Genomic DNA, 19,021 nt, shown 5'->3' with positions numbered 1-19,021 from the left:
TGGCGATGGCCTCGCTGGATGGTGCCTGGTTACTGCCGAACCATGATCTCGCCGCGCAGCGAGTGCGGGAAGGCCTGCGTGATGCTGACATCGACCAACTGGCCGACCAGCCGGTCGCGGCCTGCCTGCGGCACGCCCGGCAGCGCAAAGTTGACCACGCGGTTGTTCTCGGTGCGCCCGTGCAGCTCGGTCGGATCCTTGCGCGCGGGGCCTTCCACCAGGATGCGCTGCACCGTGCCGACCATGTTCTGGCTGATGCGCTGCACGTTTTCCTCGATGGTGGCCTGCAGCCGCTGCAGCCGGCGCAGCTTGACCTCGTGCGGGGTGTCGTCGTGCAGGTTGGCAGCGGGCGTGCCCGGGCGGGGGCTGAAGATGAACGAGAACGAGGTGTCGTAGCCGATCTCTTCGATCATCGCCATCAGCTTCTCGAAGTCGGCATCGGTCTCGCCGGGGAAGCCGACGATAAAGTCCGAAGACATCGACATATCCGGGCGCAGCACGCGCAGCTTGCGGATGATGCTCTTGTACTCCAGCACGCTGTAGCCGCGCTTCATCGCCATCAGGATGCGGTCGGACGCATGCTGCACCGGCAGGTGCAGGTGGTTGACCAGCTTGTCGCAGCGGCCATACAGCTCGACCAGGCGCGAGGTGAATTCCTTCGGGTGGCTGGTGGTGTAGCGGATGCGCTCGATGCCGGGAATCTCGGCCACGTACTCGATCAGCAGCGCAAAGTCGGCGATCTCGGTGGTGTCGCCCATCTTGCCGCGGTAGGCGTTGACGTTCTGGCCCAGCAGCGTGACTTCGCGCACGCCCTGTTCGGCCAGGCCGGCGACTTCGGCCAGCACGTCCTCGAACGGGCGCGACACTTCCTCGCCGCGGGTGTAGGGCACCACGCAGTAGCTGCAGTACTTGGAGCAGCCTTCCATGATCGAGACAAAGGCGCTCGGGCCTTCGACGCGTGCCGGCGGCAGGTGGTCGAACTTCTCGATCTCGGGGAAGGAGATATCCACCTGCGACTGGCCGGTGCGCTGGCGCCGCGCGATCAGGTCGGGCAGGCGGTGCAGCGTCTGCGGGCCGAACACCACGTCGACATAGGGCGCGCGCGAGACGATGCTGGCGCCTTCCTGGCTGGCCACGCAGCCGCCCACGCCGATCACCAGGTCAGGCTTGACCGCCTTCAGTGCCTTCATCCGGCCGAGTTCCGAGAACACCTTCTCCTGCGCCTTCTCGCGCACCGAACAGGTGTTGAACAGGATCACGTCGGCGTCTTCGACGTTGTCGGTGGGTTCCAGCCCCTGGCTGGCGTTGAGGACGTCGACCATCTTGTCCGAGTCGTACTCGTTCATCTGGCAGCCGTACGTCTTGACGAAAACTTTCTTCATATGCCGATCTCAGTGGTTGACCTGGGGGCATCAGGGTGTTGCAACAACACGGCCGGCGCGTGGGGCACGCCGGTCGCACTTCCGGGGGACTACGATTTCTTCTTCAGCGCCTTCTGTTCCGGCTCGCTCAGCACCCAGGCGGTCAGCAACTGGCCGTACAGGTCCAGCTTGTACCGCACCGGCAGCTTCTGGCCCGCCACCGCGGCACTGGCCAGCAACTGGTTGTCGGTGCCGAACAGGCGCAGGCCCGGCGCCACGCCGACGGTCTTGCCGTCGAGCGTGGCCGTCTGCGGGGCACCGGCAGACGGCGTGGCGATAACGAGCCTGGCCGCCTGCGCATCGTCCGGGATCGCCCGCACCGGCTGGGCCATCGCGCTTGCCGCACCGAGCAGCAGGGCGGCGGCGCAGGCCAGCGCTGGCAACAGCCTGCGGGCGCGCCCGGGTTGGACAGACTCCGGCGCCTCGCGGCGCGCATCACGACCTGCTGGCATGGGGGAGAACTCCGACTAATGGGACGACGCGTTGGCGGGAATGGCCCAAAGGCGGGCGCAACCCGGCATTTTACCCCGCTGGCGGCCTGACAGGGTCGGCGATGCGGCGGGGCTCAGAACAGACAGGATGCCTCTTGCAGCACACGCTGCTTGGACACCGTGCCCATCAGTTCGCGGCCGGCGCTGTCGCGCACCAGCGGGATGCGGTTGATGCCGTGCTCGGCAAACACCGCCAGGGCGTCGCGCAGGCCCGAATCCGGGGTCAGTGCGGGGAAGTCGCGTTCGGCCAGCGCCAGCACGTCGTCCGCGGCGCCCTCGCGCTGGGCGCGCTGCAGCGCATGGATCGACAGCGCGCCCAGCAGGCGGCCATCCGCTTCGACCAGATAGAGGTAGCGCGTCCCGGTCTCGGCAAACTTGTCGGCCGCGGCCGCCAGGGTGGCGTTCGGGTCGAGCACGGTATCGGTCGGGTCGCACAGGCCCGCCAGCGTCAGCGTGCGGGCGTGTTCGGCCGCGGCCGAGGCCTGCGCGCGCTCGGCGATCACGCTGTACAGAGACAGCGTCTGGCAGCGTGACGCGGTGTAGTACGCCGCCACTGCGCCGATCATCGACGGCAGCAGCAGCGCGGGCGCCAGCGTCATCTCGAACACCATCAGCACCGACATCAGCGGCGCCTGGCTGGTGGCCGCCAGGAACGCGCTCATGCCCACCAGCGGCAGCAGCGGCGCCGCAGCGGCCGCCGTGCCCTGCATGCCGATGGCCAGCAACTGCCCGAGCGCCGCCCCCACGAACAGCGACGGCGTGAACACGCCGCCGACCGCCCCCGAGCCCATGCTGATCACCGTAGCCACCAGCTTGGCCAGCAGCACGCCGGCCACCGGCACGCTCAGCGGCTGCTCCTGCAGGATGGTCTGGATGGTGGAATAGCCGTTGCCAACCACCTCGGGCACCGCCATCGCGAGCACGCCGACCAGCGCCCCGCCCAGCGTCAGCCGGGCCACCGGGCCGCCAGGCATCGCTGCAAAGCGGCTGCGCGCAAAGCCCGCCGCACGCATGAACAGCGCGCCCGCAATGCCGGCGGCCACGCCCAGCGCGGCCGCGGCCAGCAGGATGTGCGGGCGCAGGTCGGGGGCGATATCCAGGCCCGGGTAGAGCGGCTGCAGGCCGCCGTGCCACTGGCTGACCATGGCACCGGCCACCGAAGCCAGGAAGAGCGGCATCAGGCGCTGCACCGCGAGCGCCCCGAACACCACTTCGGCAACGAAGACGGCAGCGGAGAAGGGGGTGTGATAAACGGTGGCAAGGCCCGCCGCGGCCCCGCAGGCGGTCAGCATGCGGCGCATGTTCGAGCCGCCGCCGCGTTCCAGCCGGGTCGACGGGAACAGCGAGCCGCACAGCGCCGCCAGCTGGATCATCGCGCCTTCCTTGCCGACCGAGCTGCCGCTGACGATCGAGAAAAACGACGAGAGCGCGCGCAGCAAGGTGATCCGCACCGGCAGGCGGCCGCTGCCGTTGGCCACCGCTTCCATGTAGTCGGTGGCGCCGCCGTGGCTGCCGGCCAGGCGATTGGCCAGCACCAGCAGGCCGCCCGCCAGCGCGCCGCCCACGGCCGGCACCACCACGCGCCACGCCAGCGCCAGCGTGGCGAATACGGCCACCACGTCGGCATGGCTGGAAAACAGGACCACGCCCGCGCCATCCAGCGCCTCCTTGAACAGCGTGGTGGCAATGGCCGCGACGATCCCGACCGGGATGGCCGCGAACAGGGTGACTTCCTGGTCTTCGAGGAAACGCAAGCGCATGGCGGCTTTCCGGGGCACATGTGGCGCGGGTGCGGAGCCGGAGCGGGGGCGGGCAGAGGCTGTCATGATAGCGCAGCGCCACCCGCGCAGATCCGATGTGCGCCGGCGCGCATGCGGGGCCGCGCGCGGTGCAGAACCCGCTGGTCCCGGACTGGTACACTACCGCTCTTTCCTTCGCGGGCGGGCCGGTGCCCTGCCATGCCGGCTTCCCGGCGTTCGCGTTCCGATTCCGATCCGATTACCAGGAGCCATCCGGCGTTTGGCGCACCGCGTGCGCAGCGATGGCCCAAGCAGCAATTCATGTCTTTTTCTGAACTCGGCTTGTCCGACAAGATTGTGCGTGCCGTGGCCGAACAGGGCTACACCACGCCGACTCCCATCCAGGCCCAGGCGATCCCCGCCATCCTCAAGGGCGGTGACCTGCTCGCCGGCGCGCAGACCGGCACCGGCAAGACCGCCGGCTTTACGCTGCCGATGCTGCAGCTGCTGTCCGATTCCGCGGCGCGCGGCGCCAATGGCGCGCAGCGTCCGGCCCGCCTGCCGGTGCGCGCACTGGTGCTGACGCCCACGCGCGAACTGGCCGCCCAGGTCGAGGAGAGCGTGCGCAACTACGGCAAGTACCTGCGCCTGCGCTCGATGGTGATGTTCGGCGGCGTCGGCATCAATCCGCAGATCGAACAGCTCAAGCGCGGCGTCGAGATCGTGGTGGCCACGCCCGGCCGTCTGCTGGACCACGTGTCCCAGCGCACCATCGACCTGTCGCAGGTGGAACTGCTGGTGCTGGACGAAGCCGACCGCATGCTCGACATGGGCTTCATCCACGATATCCGCAAGATCCTCAACGTGCTGCCGGCCAAGCGCCAGAACCTGCTGTTCTCGGCAACGTTCTCGGACGATATCCGCGCGCTGGCCGACCGCCTGCTGAACAACCCGGCCTCGATCGAGGTGGCGCGGCGCAATACCACGGCCGAGACCGTGGACCAGCGCGTCTATCCGGTGGACCGCGAGCGCAAGCGCGAACTGCTGGCCCACCTGGTGCGCCAGCATGACTGGCACCAGGTGCTGGTGTTCACGCGCACCAAGCACGGCGCCAACCGCCTGGCCGAGCAGCTGACCAAGGACGGCCTGTCGGCACTGGCGATCCATGGCAACAAGAGCCAGTCGGCGCGCACGCGCGCGCTGTCGGAATTCAAGTCCGGCACGCTGCGGCTGCTGGTGGCAACCGATATCGCCGCGCGCGGCATCGACATCGACCAGCTGCCGCACGTGGTCAACTTCGACCTGCCCAACGTGCCCGAGGACTATGTGCACCGCATCGGCCGCACCGGCCGCGCCGGCGCCGAGGGCGAAGCGATCTCGCTGGTCTGCGTGGACGAGATTGCGCTGCTGCGCGATATCGAACGCCTGATCAAGCGCAAGCTCGAGCAGACTGTGCTGCCGGGCTTCGAGGTCGACCCGAGCATCGCGCCCGAGCCGATCCAGAAGGGCCGCCAACAGCGTGGCGGTGGTGGCCAGGGGCAAGGACAAGGCCAGGGCCGCGGACGCGCCCAGGCGCGTCCGGCCGGCAACGAAGGCGAGGGCGCCCAGCGCCAGCGCCCGGCGCGCGAAGCGCAGGCTGCGCCGCGGCAAGCCCAGGGCGGCCAGCCGCGCACGCGGGCTGTCGAAGGCGGCCAGCGCGGCAACGGTGCAGCCAACGGCAACCGTGGCGGCCAGCCCGCCGGCGGCGCGCGCAATCCCGCACCGCGCCGCGACGGCCAGGAGCCGGCGCGCCAGCAACGGGCCGCGGCGCAACCCGCGCGCCAGCCGCACGACGCGGCCCCGGCACCGGCGCGCAATCGCCGTCCGGCGCCGCAGGCCGCGCTGCTCGGCGGCAACCGCAAGCCGGCGCGCTGAGCGGGACAGGCTGACAACATGCACGCGTCCGACACCCCGGCCGACCCCGGCGTTCCCTACGCCGGCCTGACGCCGGAGCTGATGCTGGACGCGCTGGAAGGCGCTGGCCTGCGCCCCGACGGGCGCCTGCTGGCGCTCAACAGCTATGAGAACCGCGTCTGGCAGCTGGGCATCGAAGATGCCGCGCCGGTCATCGCCAAGTTCTACCGTCCGGGCCGCTGGACCGATGCGGCCATCCTGGAAGAACACGCCTTCGTGCAGCAGCTGGCCGATGCCGAGATCCCGGCCGTGCCGGCCATGGTGCTGGCACCGGGCGCGGCCGGCACGCTGCTGCATCACGCCGGCTTCCGTTTCGCGGTATTCCCCCGCTGCGGCGGCCGCGAGCCCGCGCTGGACCGTTCCGACACGCTGACCTGGCTCGGCCGCTTCATCGGCCGCATCCACGCGCTGGGGGCGACGCAGCCCTACCAGGCGCGCCCGGCGCTAAATCTTGAAACCTTCGGCGTTGCCCCACGCGACTGGCTGCTCGCCAGCGGCTGCATTCCCGCCGACCTGCTGCCCGCATGGCAATCGGTGACCGACCTGGCGCTGGACGGCGTGCGCCGCTGCTATGAGCGCGCCGGCGAGGTGCGCCTGCTGCGCACCCACGGCGACTGCCATCGCGGCAATGTGCTGTGGATCGGCGAGGACGACGCGCGCGGCGGCACTCATGGCGCACCGGGCCCGCATTTCGTTGACTTCGATGACAGCCGAATGGCGCCGGCGATCCAGGACATCTGGATGCTGCTCGAGGGCGACCGCGCGGCCATGCAGGACCAACTGGCCGACATCGTTGCCGGCTATGAGGACTTCGCCGAATTCCAGCCGCGCGAACTGTGGCTGGTGGAAGCGCTGCGCACGCTGCGGCTGCTCCATTACAGCGCCTGGCTCGCCAGCCGCTGGGCCGACCCGGCCTTTCCGGCCGCGTTCCCTTGGTTCGGCACGGCGCGCTACTGGCAGGATCGCATCCTGGAACTGCGCGAACAGGTGGCGCTGATGGACGAAGCGCCCCTGTGGGGCGCCTGAGGTCTACCGGTCGGCGCCGCCAGGGCGCCGGTTTTCCACTACTTTGCTCAACCCTTCTTTTCCGGCGCCTTGACCAGCAGCACCGGGCACTCGGCCTGCGCCAGCACGCGGCCTGCGACCGAACCGATCACCGCATCGAAGAACGAACCCCGGCCATGCGTGCCCATCACGATGGCTGCGGCGTCGACCGAGCGCGCACAGGCGACGATGCGCTCCGGCGCGAAGCCGTGCAGCGGGTGCCGCTCGAACGGCACCTTGGCTGCGGACAGAATCTCGCAGACCGTCGCCATGGCCTTGTCGCTGGCCTCCTTGTGCCAGTCATCGATGGTCTCCTTGCTGACAAAGGCGCGCACCTGGCCGCTTACTTCCGGCGCGACATGCACGACATGCACGGTGAAGCCGCTCTGCAGCAGCTTGCCTTCGGCGATAAAACGGGCCGCGGCGTCGCTGAAGGCCGAACCGTCGGTGGCGAGCACGATATTGGTCATGTTGGAAATCTCCTGGATGGGGGCTGTCGGCAGGCGGTGCACCATGAGGCGGCACCGCCATCTGGAACCATCATGGCACCTAGTGTCCTGCCAGGACCCGATTTAGATCAAGTCGGATCGGATTTATCCGATTTCGCCGTGCGATAGCCGGCCGGCTGACGGATTCCGTCAAGCCGGCTGAAGCATTTGGCCATTGCCCCGTCAACGCCGTGGCGCGTAGCATGCTCCCGAGCCCCGCGGCAGGCATTGGCACGCCCGCGCTGCCGCAGGCACAGCCCATCCCATACCAATTCAATGCAAGCTGTCCCCCGGCCATGGCCCGGGCGGGCGGCGATTCCGGAGACGACGATCATGAGTGAGCGTGGCAACCTGCTGCCCCTGCGCGGTATCAAGGTAGTGGAATTCGAAGGCATCGGCCCCGGCCCGTTGTGCGGTGCGATGCTGGCCGGCCTGGGCGCCGAGGTCACGCTGGTGACCCGGCCGGTCGCGCCGGATGCCCGCCGCATCCTGCGCGGCCAGCCCGTGCCGCCTGAGATGGAGCTGGAGCACGGCAAGCGCGTGGTGCAACTGAACCTGAAGTCTGCGGACGACGTGGCCGCCGCGCTGGACCTGGTGGCCGGCGCCGACGCGCTGATCGAAGGGCTGCGCCCGGGAGCGATGGAGCGCCTCGGCCTGGGCCCGAAGGCGTGCCATGCACGCAATCCGCGCCTGGTCTACGGGCGCATGACCGGCTGGGGCCAGACCGGCCCGCTGTCGCAGAGCGCCGGCCACGACCTCAACTACATCGCGCTGACCGGCCTCTTGTCGATGGCCGCGCGCGAGGGCGAGCTGCCGATGGTGCCGCCGACCGTGATGGGCGATGCCACCGGCGCGCTTGGCCTGGCATTCGGCATCACCAGCGCCATCCTGAGCGCGCGCGCAAGCGGCGAGGGCTGCGTGGTGGATGCGGCCATCACCGATATCGTCGCCATGCTGGGCTCGCTGGTGCAGGTGTCGCGCGCAGCCGGCACGCTGGGCGGCCCGCAACCGAGCCCCTTCCACGATTCGCCGTTCTATGACGTCTTCCCTTGTGCCGACGGCCGCGCCATCACGCTGGGCGCGCTCGAGCCGCAGTTCTACCGCGAGCTGCTCGAGCGGCTCGAACTGACCGACATCGACCCCGCCACGCAGTATGACCGCGCCCAGTGGCCCGCGGTGAAGGCACGCATTGCCGCTTGCATCGCAGGCAAGCCCAGCACCCACTGGGAGGCGGTGCTGGGCGGCACCGACGTGTGCTTTGCACGCGTGCTGACCCTGGACGAGGCCGCGCGCCATCCGCACAACCAGGCACGCGGCACGTATCGGCTGTACCAGCAGGGCGAGCGCGAGGTGCCGCGTTCGGCGCCGGCGCCGCGCTTCCTGCCCGCGGGCATGGAATGACCTTGGGGCCGCGGCACCGATGCTGCGGCCGCTCGAATCGGCTTGATCGGTTCGGCTACCATGCGGCATCCACCCAAACCGGAGACCCATGCCATGGCCGAACCCAGCCAACTTCCCGCCTACACTCCCACGCCGGCCTTCGAGGCCGGTCTTGACGTGCGCACCGAAGTGCTCGGCCCCGAGCACGTCCGGCGCGCGCTGGACGCCGCCGCACAGCAGGGCGACACCAGCCTGCAGCAACTGGTGACGGAGTTCGCCTGGGGCACGGTCTGGACCCGCGACGGCCTGGACCGCAAGCAGCGCAGCCTGGCCACGGTGTCGATGCTGATTGCGCTGAACCGGCCGCAGGAGCTGGCCGGCCACCTGCGCGGCGCGCTCGCCAATGGCGTTACGCCGCAGGAACTGCGCGAACTGATGGTGCACAGCGCGGTCTACTGCGGGTTCCCCGCGGCGCTGGATGCCAGCCGCAAGCTGACTGAAGTCCTCGACGCTGCCAACGGGTAACGCCGACCGCGGCATCGATACGAAAACAGCCATGCAGAAGAGTCTGACTCTGATGCAGATTTTGCCGCATCTGCGCGGCGAGGATTCGGCGCATCAGGATCTCTCCGGCCCCTTAACCTTGGCACCAGGCCAAGCCATGCAAGTCGTTAAGGAGCCTCAAATTGCATCTCGCGCTGATCGTCGATGAACCCTCCCGGTTCCGCACCACGCTGTCCGCTGAAATCCGCGCTGAGTTGGGCGCCGGTGAAGTACTGGAAATGGACGGCATGCAGGAAGCATTCCGGCTGGTCCGCGAGCAACGGCCGGGGCTGGTGCTGGTCGATATCGAGTGCTTCGGCAATCCCGGCATCGACTTTGTCCGGCGCGTCTCGGCGACGCAGCCCGCCGTGCCCTTGCTGGTACTGTCCGACAGCGACGCCACCCTGGCGTCGGTGCGGGCGCTGCGCGCCGGCGCCCATGGCTTCGTGGTCAAGCAGCGTGGGCTGGCCGAGGTGATGCAGGCCGTACGCGGCGTGCTCAGCGGCTACCTGGTATTTCCCATGCATACGCTGGAAACCGTGCGCCAGATCGGCGAGCAGCGGGAATCCGGCTTTGCGCGGCTGAGCAACCGCGAGATCACCATCCTGCAATACCTGGCGCGCGGCCATTCCAACAAGTCGATCGCGGCGCAACTGCTGATCAGCAGCAAGACGGTCAGCACGCACAAGGCCAACATCATGGCCAAGCTCAATGTCGGCTCCCTGGTCGAAATGGTGGACTACGCGCGGCGGCATCAGCTGGTGTGGTAACGCGCACCCCGGGCGGCTTGCGGCACCATGCCGCCATCGCGGGTAGACTGTTGGCGTGTGTGACGAATCCGAACTTTTCGCCCGATGCCACCGACCCTGAATGCCGCCGCACGCCGCCTGGGCGCTGTCGTGCTTGCCTGTGCCGCCGCATGCCTGGCCACGCCTGCCTTCGCCAACGAACCGATGTGGTTTGCGCAGGGCCGACCGGTGCCGGCGGCCCGCCAGGCCGTCGATGCGCTGGCCGCGGCCGCGGCCGACGGCCTCGACCCGCGCGACTACGATGCCGACGCCTTGCGCCAGGCCGTGGCCCAGGCCGCCAGCGGGCCAGCATTGCCGCCGGACGCGGCCGCACGCGTGGACGCGGCGCTGAGCGCCGCGATGGAGCGGATGCTGGCAGACCTGCACGGCGGGCGCGTCAACCCGCGCGCGGTCCATGCCAACTTTGCCCCGCAGGCGGAACGGCCCTTCGATGCCGCCGTCTGGCTGCGCGATGCCGTCAAGCAGCAGCGGCTGCCCGCCGCCATCCGCCAGGCAGCGCCCACCTTCCCGCTCTACGGCACGCTGCGGGACGCCCTGGCGCGGTACCGCGAGATCGCGAAGCAGCCGGTCTGGGGGCAGCCGCTGCCACCGTTGCCGGCGAGCAAGCTGACGCCGGGCCAGCCCTGGGCCGGTGCCGCGGCGCTGGCTGCACGCCTGGTTGCGCTGGGCGACCTGCCCGCCGGCACCCAGGTGCCGGCCCGCTACGAAGGCGCCCTGGTCGACGGCGTCAAGGCGTTCCAGTCGCGCCACGGCCTGGAGGCCGACGGCGTGATCGGCGCGGCCACGCTGGCACAACTCAACCCGCCCATCGCCAGCCGTGTGCGGCAAATCGAACTGACCATGGAGCGGCTGCGCTGGACGCCGCTGGACGGTCCGCGCATGATCGTGGTCAATGTGCCGGAGTTCATGCTGCGCGCCTATGAGATCCGCGACGGCAAGCTCGACATCAAGCTCGAGATGAAGGTGATCGTCGGCAAGGCACTGGATACGCGCACGCCGCTGTTCGAGGAGGATATGCGCTACATCGAGTTCAGCCCGTACTGGAACATCCCGCCCTCGATCGCGCGCCGCGAGACCGTGCCGCACCTGCGCAGCGATCCGGCCTATTTCAACCGGCAGGGCCTGGAGTTCGTTACCGGCGACGGCAAGGCCGTGACCACGCTGTCCGAGGAAAATCTCGAAGCAGTGCTGAATGGCCGCATGCGCATCCGCCAGCGGCCAGGCCCGCTGAACGCGCTGGGCGATATCAAGTTTGTGTTTCCCAACAACGAGAACATCTACCTGCACCACACGCCCTCGCCGCAGCTGTTCAAGCGCGGCCGGCGCGACTTCAGCCACGGCTGCATCCGCGTGGAATCCCCAGTAGCGTTGGCCCAGTTCGTGTTGCACGATATGCCGGACTGGAACGAAACCCGTATCCGCGAAGCGATGACGCGTGGCAAGTCCAATACGGTGCGCCTGGAGCAGCCCTTGCCGGTGGTGCTGGCCTACGGCACGGTCATTGCGCGCGCCGATGGTCGTGTATCCTTCTTGCCTGACATTTACGGTCACGACAAACTGCTGGACAAGGCACTGCGGCAACGCAACGGACGGCCCCAGCAACCAGCTATCGCAAGCGCCTCCGGCACCACCCGCTGAGGCGCCACTGGGACATTCAGAGGAAGTACCATGACTGATGCGACGCGCAAGGCACGCCGCCGCTTTCTTCATACCACCGGAGGCCTGGCCCTCGCCGCCAGCCTGATGCCGCTGGCACCGCGCCAGGCGCTGGCAAACCTGCCTGCAAACCAGGCCCTGGCAGGCCTGCCGGACGCCCGCACCCTGGCTTTCGACCACACCCATACCGGCGAACGCGTGTCGCTGGTCTATGCCGTTGGCGACCGCTTCGTGCCCGACGCGCTGACTACGCTCAACGGCTTCCTGCGTGACCATTACTCCGGCAAGGTCGGCATGATCGATCCGCAGCTGTTCGACCTCCTGTTCCAGGTCCGCCGCGAGCTTGGCACCGAGCAGCCGTTCCAGGTCATTTCCGGCTACCGCAGCCCGGCCACCAACTCGCGCCTGCGCAACTCGCGCGGCGGCGGCGTGGCCAGGCACAGCCTGCACATGGACGGCAAGGCCATCGACATCCGCCTGGCCGGCGTGCCGCTGGCGGACGTGCGCGACGCGGCCAAGTCATTGCAGGCTGGGGGCGTCGGCTTCTATGAGTCTGACCAGTTCGTGCACATCGATACCGGGCGCGTGCGTTACTGGTAAGCGTTGTCTGTGGCCGCCCATCATGGGCGGCTCGCTTGCGCGAGCTGGTAGCGACCCAAAGAAAAAAGCCGCGAACCCATGCGGGATCGCGGCTTTTCAAATAGATGGTGGCGAATCAGGGACTCGAACCCCGGACCTGCGGATTATGATTCCGTCGCTCTAACCGACTGAGCTAATTCGCCAACGAAGACTGAGATTATACCTGGGCTTTCGTTGCTGTCAACACCTTCGCGTGAAGATTTTGCACGAAGGGCCCATGCATAAAAAAAAAGGCAGGCCGGTGGGCCTGCCGTTTCCGTTAGTGCCGGACGACCGCTCAGTCGTTGGCGTAGATGTTCACGTCCTTGGTCTCGCGGATGAACAGCGCGCCGATCACGAAGGTGATGGCTGCGATGATGATCGGGTACCAGAGCCCGTAGTAGATGTTGCCGTTCTGGGCCACCAGCGCGAACGAGATGGTGGGCAGCAGGCCGCCGAACCAGCCGTTGCCGATATGGTAGGGCAGCGACATCGAGGTGTAGCGGATGCGGGTCGGGAACAGCTCCACCAGCATGGCGGCGATCGGGCCGTACACCATGGTGACGTAGATCACCAGGATGACCAGGATCACCAGCACCATGATCGTGTTCATCTGTGCCGGGTCGGCCTTGGTCGGGTAGCCGGCGGAGGCCATCGATTCACCCACCTCCTTCTTGAACGCCGCGATCTGCTTCTTGCTGGCGTCGTCGAAGCTGTGGCCGTTCACCAGCTGCGCGTCGAAGGCCTTGATCTCCTTGTCGCCGATCTTCACCGTGGCCACGGTGCCGGCCGGGGCCTCGACCACTTCATAGCTGGCCGATGCCTGGGCCAGCGTGCGCTTGGCGATGTCGCAGGAGCTGCGGAAGTCGATCTCGCGGGCGATCGGGCTGCCCTGGAACGAGCACTGCTTCGGGTCGGCGGTGACCACGATCTGGGCGCTCTGCTGGGCGCGCTCCAGCGCCGGGTTGGCGTAGTGGGTCATGGCCTTGAACAGCGGGAAGTAGGTCAGCACGGCCAGCGCGCAGCCCGCCATGATGATCCACTTGCGGCCGATCTTGTCCGACAGCGAGCCGAAGAAGATGAAGAACGGCGTGCCGAGCACCAGTGCGCCGGCGATCAGCAGGTTGGCCGTCTTGGCATCGACCTTGAGCACCTGGGTCAGGAAGAACAGCGCATAGAACTGGCCGGTGTACCAGACCACGGCCTGGCCGGCGGTCAGGCCGAGCAGGGCCAGGATCACGATCTTCAGGTTGCGCCACTGGCCGAAGGACTCGGTCAGCGGGGCCTTGGAGGTCTTGCCCTCTGCCTTCATGCGCTGGAACGCCGGCGATTCATTCATCGACAGGCGGATATACACCGACACGCCCAGCAGCAGGATCGACACCAGGAACGGGATGCGCCAGCCCCAGGTCTCGAAGTTGGGCCCGGTCATTTCGCGGCACAGCAGGATCACGATCAGCGACAGGAACAGGCCCAGGGTGGCCGTGGTCTGGATCCACGAGGTATAGGCGCCGCGCTTGCCGTGCGGTGCGTGCTCGGCCACGTAGGTGGCGGCACCGCCGTACTCGCCGCCGAGCGCCAGGCCCTGCAGCATGCGCAGTGCGATCAGGATGATCGGCGCGGCCCAGCCGATGGTGGCGTAGCCCGGCAGCAGGCCGACGATGAAGGTCGACAGGCCCATGAGCAGGATCGTCACCAGGAAGGTGTACTTGCGCCCGATCATGTCGCCCAGGCGGCCGAACACCAGCGCGCCGAACGGCCGCACGATAAAGCCGGCGGCGAATGCGAGCAGCGCGAAGATGAAGGCCGAGGTGGGATCCAGTCCGGCGAAGAACTGCTTGGCAATGATCGCCGCCAGCGAGCCGTAGAGATAAAAGTCGTACCACTCGAACACCGTGCCCAGCGATGAGGCAAAGATCACCTTGCGCTCTTCGGCTGTCATCGGTGCGTTCTGCGCGCCCCCTCCGGGCACCGCAACGTTTTGCACGTTTGCCATATTGTCTCCTCCGTCTGGAATGGATCTCGGGTGGGCGTGGCGCGGGAAAGACCGCGCGGCTGGCCGCTATGCCTGAGTTGCAGAGGATTGTGGGTGGCGAAACTTACTGCGTTCTGACAGAACGGGGGACGGAATCGTCAAAGAATATCGGGGTATACGCTAGCCGTGGGCGGGAGTTTGGATGCTGCGCTGCGGGGCGCAATTCACTTGTGTGGCGGAATGGCGCGCTTTGCAGGGGTGCGGCTATGCAGCATCGGTGCCTGTTCCACGCGAGGCGCCCTGCGAAGGCGCAGGGGCGGGCGCGGCCAGGCTGTCGGCGTCGGCTTCGCCGTCGGCGCGGTTCATGCGCCAGGCGTAGAGCGCGGCCATCAGCACGTAGACCACCAGCGCGCCTTGCGCGCCGACCCAGAACGAAAACGGCCAGCCAAAGAAGTCGAAGCGCAGGTCGCGCGCAAACCATGCCACCACGAAGGTGACGGTGAACCAGATCGCGAGCAGGCCGCAGATCCAGCGCAGGTTGCGCCGCCAGGCCTGGCGCTGGCGGGCTTCGGCACTGTCGGGGGCGAGGCTGTCGTTCATGCGGGCGGGAGGTAGTCGGGCCGGCGCAGCGTCACGCGGAAATGCGCGCCGGCCAGCCGTGGCGATTGCTGGTAGACGTGGTCGGAGATCTGGACGTCGCCGCCGTGCTGCTGCACGATCTCGCGCACGATGGCCAGGCCCAGGCCGCTGCCTTCGGTATTGGTGCCGAGCACGCGGTAGAAGCGCTCCATCACGCGCTCGCGCTCGGCCGGCGCAATGCCCGGGCCGGTGTCTTCCACATCCAGGTAGGCGAACGGCTCGAAGGCATCGGCGCTGACGCGCACCGTGGCGTGCCCGCCGCGCGGCGTGTAGCGGATGGCGTTGTCGAGCAGGTTGTTCAGCATCTCGGTCAGCATCAGGCGGTTGCCCTGCACCATCACCGGATGTTCGTCCGCGTCCAGCCCCAGGTCGATGTCGCGCGCCCAGGCCTGCGGCAGCCAGTCCTTGACCACCTCGCGCGCGAGCGCCGCCAGGTCCAGCGCGGCCATGCCGCCGGTGCCCGCCAGGTTTTCCATGCGTGCCAGCGACAGCAGCTGCGTGACCAGGTGCGCGGTGCGCTCAGAGCTGCCGGCGATCTGCGCCAGCGAGCGCCGCAGCTCTTCCGGCGACTGCTCTCGCTGCGCCAGCTCGGCCTGCATGCGCAGGCCCGCCAGCGGTGTCTTCATCTGATGCGCGGCATCGGCGATAAAGCGCTTCTGGGTCTGCACCGACTGGTCCAGGCGCGCCAGCAGGTCGTTGAACGAACCCACCAGCGGTGTGATCTCCTGCGGCGCGGCGCGTTCGTCGATCGGGCTGGTATCGCCGGGGTTGCGCGCGCGGATGCGCTGCTGGATCGCGGTCAGCGGCGCCAGCCCGCGCGACAGCCCGAACCACACCAGCACCACCGCCAGCGGCAGGATCACGAACTGCGGCAGGATCACGCCCTTGATGATCTCGTTGGCCAGGCGCGCGCGCTTGTCCAGGGTCTCGGCCACCTGCACCAGCACCGGCTGGGTGCCGCTGACCTGCTTCAGGTCGATATAGGTGTAGGCCACGCGCACGTCGTTGCCGGCCACGCGGTCATCGCGCAGGGACACCAGCCCCGCATGGCCCTGGTCTTCCTCGGATGGCAGCGGCAGGTCGTGGTCGCCGGCGATGTATTCGCCGCGCTTGCCGACCACCTGGTAGTAGATGCTGTCGGTCTCGTCGGCGCGCAGGATCTCGCGCGCTGACAGCGGCAGCTGCAGCGTGATGCGCCCGTTGACCTCGCGCACCTGCTGCGACAGCACGATGGCGCTGGCTTCGAGGGCGCGGTCGAAGGGCCCGTTGGCGATCGACTTGGCCACCAGGTAAGTCACCGCGATGCTCATCGGCCACAGCAGCAGCAGCGGCGCCAGCATCCAGTCGAGGATCTCGCCGAACAATGAGCGCGGCGACGGATGCGCGGTGCTTTCCTCCAGGTGCGGCAGCGCGTCGGCCAGGTCCTGGTCGGCGGCGTCCGGGCCCGGGGTGGCGGAAGGAGAGGGTGGCGCGGCGCGGGGCGCGCGCCGCCAGGGTAGTCGCAGCAGGCTCATCTCGGCGGTTTGCGCTCAGGTCGGTCGCTTGGCCTGCGGTGGCGTTGGACGGAGGTCAGTCGTGCGCGGCCACCGCCGGCTGGAATTTCTCCAGGCAGTAGCCAAGCCCGCGCACGGTGGCGATGCGGATGCCGCCGACTTCGATCTTCTTGCGCAGCCGGTGCACGTAGACCTCGATGGCGTTGTTGCTGACTTCCTCGCCCCACTCGCACAGGTGGTCCACCAGTTGCTCTTTCGATACCAGGCGGCCGCTGCGTGTGAGCAGTATCTCCAGCAACCCGATCTCGCGCGCGGACAGGTCCAGCATCTGGTCGTTGAGATAGGCGATGCGCCCGACCTGGTCGTAGGCCAGCGGCCCGTGCCGCATCAGCGTGGCGCCGCCGCCGGCGCCGCGCCGCACCAGCGCGCGCACGCGCGCTTCAAGCTCGGACAGGGCAAAGGGCTTGGCCATATAGTCGTCGGCGCCCAGGTCCAGGCCCTTGACGCGCTCGTCGACGCTGTCGGCGGCGGTCAGGATCAGCACCGGCAGCATGGCGCCACGCGCGCGCAGGCGCTTGAGCACTTCCAGCCCGGACATGCGCGGCAGGCCCAGGTCCAGGATCAGCAGGTCGAAGGTCTGGGTCGACAGCGCGGAATCGGCTTCCAGGCCGTTGGTGACGTGATCGACGGCATAACCCGAGTGGCGTAGCGAGCGCGTCAGGCCGTCGGCCAGCACGTCGTCATCTTCGGCGATCAGAATGCGCATGGTTGTCTCCACCCTGGCCGGCATAGCCGGCGCCGGCGGAATGGGGCACGATGGGGCTTGCCAAGCATACTGTTTTTTTATACAGTACCCGCACGTTCCGCTGGGGCTGCCCGGGGAGACCCCCTGGAGAGCGGCCGCGCAGACAGCCGGGCCGGCGCTGGAGCCGGAAAATGCCGGTGCCGCGCCACATGCGGCCTATTTATACACCATTGATTCAAGGACGACCATGGACGACAAGAAGGCAGGTGCCGGCGTGAGCGCCGAGAAGCAGAAGGCGCTTGCCGCCGCGCTCTCCCAGATCGAGAAGCAGTTCGGCAAGGGCTCGATCATGCGCCTGGGCGACGGCGAGGTCGAGAAGGACATTCAGGTGGTATCCACCGGTTCGCTCGGCCTGGACATCGCGCTTGGCGTCGGCGGCCTGCCGCGCGGCCGCGTGGTCGAGATCTATGGTCCGGAATCGTCGGGCAAGACCACGCTGACGCTGCAGGTCGTGGCCGAGATGCAGAAGCTGGGCGGCACCTGCGCCTTTATCGACGCCGAGCACGCGCTGGACGTCAGCTACGCCAACAAGCTGGGCGTCAACGTCGGCGACCTGCTGATCTCGCAGCCGGACACCGGCGAACAGGCGCTGGAAATCACCGATGCGCTGGTGCGCTCGGGCTCGATCGACCTGATCGTGATCGACTCGGTGGCGGCGCTGGTGCCCAAGGCCGAAATCGAAGGCGAAATGGGCGATTCGCTGCCGGGCCTGCAGGCCCGCCTGATGAGCCAGGCGCTGCGCAAGCTGACCGGCACCATCAAGCGCACCAACTGCCTGGTGATCTTCATCAACCAGATCCGCATGAAGATCGGGGTGATGTTCGGCTCGCCGGAAACCACCACCGGCGGCAACGCGCTCAAGTTCTACGCCTCGGTGCGCCTGGATATCCGCCGCATCGGCTCGATCAAGAAGGGCGACGACGTGATCGGCAACGAGACCAAGGTCAAGGTGGTCAAGAACAAGGTCTCGCCGCCGTTCCGCGAAGCCTTCTTCGACATCCTGTACGGCCAGGGCATCTCGCGCCAGGGCGAGATCATCGACCTGGGCGTGGACGCCAAGATCGTCGAGAAGTCCGGCGCCTGGTACAGCTACAACGGCGACAAGATCGGCCAGGGCAAGGACAACGCGCGCGAATACCTGCGCGAGAACCCTGACATCGCCGCCGAGATTGAAAACAAGGTGCGCGCCGCGCTGGGCGTGGTGGCCATGAACCCCACGGCGGCTGCCACGCCGGTAGCGGTCGAAGACTGACCGCGCCAGCGGCCATTGCGCCATCAGGAAGGCCGGGGCATCGCCGATGCCCCGGCCTTTTTGCTTGGCGCGGACCCCTCCATCCACAGATTCCGGCAACCATGGCAACCCGTCCCCCGCTTTCGCTGAAGGCCCGCGCTGTCGGCTACCTGTCGCGCCGCGAGCACAGCCGCGCCGAACTGGCGCGCAAGCTGGCGCCGCATGCCGAGTCGGCCGAGCAGCTGGAGCAGTTGCTGGACGCGCTGGAGCGCGAGAACTGGCTGTCGAACCAGCGCTTTGCCGACAGCCTGGTGCACCGCCGCGGCGCCCGCTACGGCACCGCGCGCGTGATGCAGGAAGCCAAGACCCACAAGCTCGGCAGCGAGCAGCTGGGCGATCTGCAGGAGCGGCTGCGCGCCACGGAAGTGGCGCGCGCCCGTGAGGTCTGGCGCAAGCGCTTCGGCACCCCGCCGGACACGCCCGAGGCGCGGGCCAAGCAGATCCGCTTCATGGTGGCGCGCGGGTTTTCGCGTTCGGTCGTCAGCAAGATCATCCAGGGTGCGGACGAAGACTACGGCGACGACGGTGGCGAGGCCTGATGCGCCATGGTCGGCCGACAATCCCGCTGCGACAGTTGCTGCACAAGGATGTTCCCGGCCAAAGCGGCGCGGCATGTTAAACTCCCCCGGTTTTCGGTGCTCCGGCACCGCCGTTCCCCAGCCCCCCGTATTTCCAG

17 protein-coding genes and 1 tRNA gene are annotated in these 19,021 nt (G+C 68.2%); 9 read left to right on the top strand and 9 right to left on the bottom strand.

The genetic code is table 11. From position 1 onward, the window contains the following. Window positions 1-29: 29 nt before the first annotated feature. The 3 genes from miaB to AC3WON_RS08890 all read right to left on the bottom strand — a co-directional run bounded on the left by miaB (window position 30) and on the right by AC3WON_RS08890 (window position 3,672). A complete protein-coding gene (miaB, locus tag AC3WON_RS08900; RefSeq protein ID WP_492351638.1) occupies window positions 30-1,382 on the bottom strand; it encodes a tRNA (N6-isopentenyl adenosine(37)-C2)-methylthiotransferase MiaB in 1,353 nt (450 codons plus the stop codon). Between the two features lie 89 nt (window positions 1,383-1,471). After that, window positions 1,472-1,873 carry a hypothetical protein gene (locus AC3WON_RS08895; RefSeq protein ID WP_492317658.1) on the bottom strand — a complete coding sequence of 134 codons (402 nt, stop codon included), beginning with the start codon at window positions 1,871-1,873 and terminating at the stop codon, window positions 1,472-1,474. A 113-nt stretch (window positions 1,874-1,986) separates the two neighbouring features. Then, complete coding sequence (locus AC3WON_RS08890; RefSeq protein WP_492351637.1) at window positions 1,987-3,672, bottom strand: ClcB-like voltage-gated chloride channel protein; 1,686 nt, start codon at window positions 3,670-3,672, stop codon at window positions 1,987-1,989. 300 nt (window positions 3,673-3,972) lie between these two features. Here AC3WON_RS08890 and AC3WON_RS08885 point away from each other — a divergent pair, with 300 nt between their 5' ends. Both AC3WON_RS08885 and AC3WON_RS08880 read left to right on the top strand, forming a co-directional pair. Further along, complete coding sequence (locus AC3WON_RS08885; RefSeq protein ID WP_492351636.1) at window positions 3,973-5,565, top strand: DEAD/DEAH box helicase; 1,593 nt, start codon at window positions 3,973-3,975, stop codon at window positions 5,563-5,565. Between the two features lie 18 nt (window positions 5,566-5,583). Beyond that, the gene (locus AC3WON_RS08880; RefSeq protein WP_492317656.1) at window positions 5,584-6,630 is read left to right on the top strand and encodes a serine/threonine protein kinase; all 1,047 of its coding nucleotides are present in this window, start codon (window positions 5,584-5,586) and stop codon (window positions 6,628-6,630) included. Window positions 6,631-6,677: 47 nt separating this feature from the next. Here the strand turns inward: AC3WON_RS08880 and AC3WON_RS08875 are convergent, their stop codons facing one another. After that, complete coding sequence (locus AC3WON_RS08875) at window positions 6,678-7,118, bottom strand: universal stress protein (protein WP_492351635.1); 441 nt, start codon at window positions 7,116-7,118, stop codon at window positions 6,678-6,680. 351 nt (window positions 7,119-7,469) lie between these two features. On the opposite strand from AC3WON_RS08875, the gene AC3WON_RS08870 reads away from it, so the two are divergent. From AC3WON_RS08870 to mepK, 5 genes are all read left to right on the top strand, one after another. Further along, window positions 7,470-8,537, top strand: a complete 1,068-nt coding sequence (locus tag AC3WON_RS08870) for a CaiB/BaiF CoA transferase family protein (RefSeq protein WP_492317654.1) — start codon at window positions 7,470-7,472, stop codon at window positions 8,535-8,537. 93 nt (window positions 8,538-8,630) lie between these two features. After that, a complete protein-coding gene (locus AC3WON_RS08865) occupies window positions 8,631-9,041 on the top strand; it encodes a carboxymuconolactone decarboxylase family protein (RefSeq protein WP_492317653.1) in 411 nt (136 codons plus the stop codon). 161 nt (window positions 9,042-9,202) lie between these two features. After that, window positions 9,203-9,829, top strand: a complete 627-nt coding sequence (locus tag AC3WON_RS08860) for a LuxR C-terminal-related transcriptional regulator (RefSeq protein WP_492317652.1) — start codon at window positions 9,203-9,205, stop codon at window positions 9,827-9,829. A gap of 84 nt (window positions 9,830-9,913) precedes the next feature. Next, entirely contained in the window at window positions 9,914-11,506 is a 1,593-nt protein-coding gene (locus tag AC3WON_RS08855; RefSeq protein WP_492351634.1) for a L,D-transpeptidase family protein, read from the top strand. A 30-nt stretch (window positions 11,507-11,536) separates the two neighbouring features. After that, window positions 11,537-12,124: a peptidoglycan L,D-endopeptidase MepK gene (mepK, locus tag AC3WON_RS08850; protein ID WP_492351633.1), complete on the top strand. Its 588-nt coding sequence runs from the start codon at window positions 11,537-11,539 to the stop codon at window positions 12,122-12,124. Window positions 12,125-12,229: 105 nt separating this feature from the next. Here mepK and AC3WON_RS08845 read toward each other — a convergent pair. The 5 genes from AC3WON_RS08845 to AC3WON_RS08825 all read right to left on the bottom strand — a co-directional run bounded on the left by AC3WON_RS08845 (window position 12,230) and on the right by AC3WON_RS08825 (window position 17,015). After that, window positions 12,230-12,306, bottom strand: a tRNA-Met gene (locus AC3WON_RS08845). Window positions 12,307-12,440: 134 nt separating this feature from the next. Next, window positions 12,441-14,138 (bottom strand): MFS transporter, encoded by a 1,698-nt coding sequence (locus tag AC3WON_RS08840; RefSeq protein WP_492317649.1) that lies wholly within the window; start codon window positions 14,136-14,138, stop codon window positions 12,441-12,443. A gap of 243 nt (window positions 14,139-14,381) precedes the next feature. Next, window positions 14,382-14,717 (bottom strand): DUF4212 domain-containing protein, encoded by a 336-nt coding sequence (locus AC3WON_RS08835; RefSeq protein WP_492351632.1) that lies wholly within the window; start codon window positions 14,715-14,717, stop codon window positions 14,382-14,384. Next, on the bottom strand, window positions 14,714-16,270 hold the full coding sequence (locus tag AC3WON_RS08830; RefSeq protein WP_492317647.1) for a sensor histidine kinase: 1,557 nt from the start codon (window positions 16,268-16,270) through the stop codon (window positions 14,714-14,716). The genes AC3WON_RS08835 and AC3WON_RS08830 overlap by 4 nt, the downstream gene beginning before the upstream one ends. A gap of 55 nt (window positions 16,271-16,325) precedes the next feature. Continuing rightward, a complete protein-coding gene (locus tag AC3WON_RS08825; RefSeq protein WP_456803113.1) occupies window positions 16,326-17,015 on the bottom strand; it encodes a response regulator in 690 nt (229 codons plus the stop codon). Between the two features lie 226 nt (window positions 17,016-17,241). Between AC3WON_RS08825 and recA the strand changes: the two genes are divergently transcribed. Next, window positions 17,242-18,306, top strand: a complete 1,065-nt coding sequence (gene recA, locus AC3WON_RS08820) for a recombinase RecA (RefSeq protein ID WP_492351631.1) — start codon at window positions 17,242-17,244, stop codon at window positions 18,304-18,306. 101 nt (window positions 18,307-18,407) lie between these two features. After that, complete coding sequence (gene recX, locus AC3WON_RS08815; protein ID WP_492317645.1) at window positions 18,408-18,884, top strand: recombination regulator RecX; 477 nt, start codon at window positions 18,408-18,410, stop codon at window positions 18,882-18,884. The last annotated feature ends 137 nt before the right edge of the window (window positions 18,885-19,021 follow it).

Source organism: Cupriavidus sp. FW305-46, from assembly GCF_058787075.1.
Note: the sequence above shows the minus strand (reverse complement) of the source record. Positions and strands in the feature narration are given on the sequence as shown.

Bases quoted from the DNA above. Each gene is read 5' to 3' on its own strand.
- miaB (WP_492351638.1), bottom strand. From the start codon at position 1,382: ATGAAGAAAGTTTTCGTCAAGACGTACGGCTGCCAGATGAACGAGTAC.
- AC3WON_RS08895 (WP_492317658.1), bottom strand. From the start codon at position 1,873: ATGCCAGCAGGTCGTGATGCGCGCCGCGAGGCGCCGGAGTCTGTCCAA.
- AC3WON_RS08890 (WP_492351637.1), bottom strand. From the start codon at position 3,672: ATGCGCTTGCGTTTCCTCGAAGACCAGGAAGTCACCCTGTTCGCGGCC.
- AC3WON_RS08885 (WP_492351636.1), top strand. From the start codon at position 3,973: ATGTCTTTTTCTGAACTCGGCTTGTCCGACAAGATTGTGCGTGCCGTG.
- AC3WON_RS08880 (WP_492317656.1), top strand. From the start codon at position 5,584: ATGCACGCGTCCGACACCCCGGCCGACCCCGGCGTTCCCTACGCCGGC.
- AC3WON_RS08875 (WP_492351635.1), bottom strand. From the start codon at position 7,118: ATGACCAATATCGTGCTCGCCACCGACGGTTCGGCCTTCAGCGACGCC.
- AC3WON_RS08870 (WP_492317654.1), top strand. From the start codon at position 7,470: ATGAGTGAGCGTGGCAACCTGCTGCCCCTGCGCGGTATCAAGGTAGTG.
- AC3WON_RS08865 (WP_492317653.1), top strand. From the start codon at position 8,631: ATGGCCGAACCCAGCCAACTTCCCGCCTACACTCCCACGCCGGCCTTC.
- AC3WON_RS08855 (WP_492351634.1), top strand. From the start codon at position 9,914: ATGCCACCGACCCTGAATGCCGCCGCACGCCGCCTGGGCGCTGTCGTG.
- mepK (WP_492351633.1), top strand. From the start codon at position 11,537: ATGACTGATGCGACGCGCAAGGCACGCCGCCGCTTTCTTCATACCACC.
- AC3WON_RS08840 (WP_492317649.1), bottom strand. From the start codon at position 14,138: ATGGCAAACGTGCAAAACGTTGCGGTGCCCGGAGGGGGCGCGCAGAAC.
- AC3WON_RS08835 (WP_492351632.1), bottom strand. From the start codon at position 14,717: ATGAACGACAGCCTCGCCCCCGACAGTGCCGAAGCCCGCCAGCGCCAG.
- AC3WON_RS08830 (WP_492317647.1), bottom strand. From the start codon at position 16,270: ATGAGCCTGCTGCGACTACCCTGGCGGCGCGCGCCCCGCGCCGCGCCA.
- AC3WON_RS08825 (WP_456803113.1), bottom strand. From the start codon at position 17,015: ATGCGCATTCTGATCGCCGAAGATGACGACGTGCTGGCCGACGGCCTG.
- recA (WP_492351631.1), top strand. From the start codon at position 17,242: ATGGACGACAAGAAGGCAGGTGCCGGCGTGAGCGCCGAGAAGCAGAAG.
- recX (WP_492317645.1), top strand. From the start codon at position 18,408: ATGGCAACCCGTCCCCCGCTTTCGCTGAAGGCCCGCGCTGTCGGCTAC.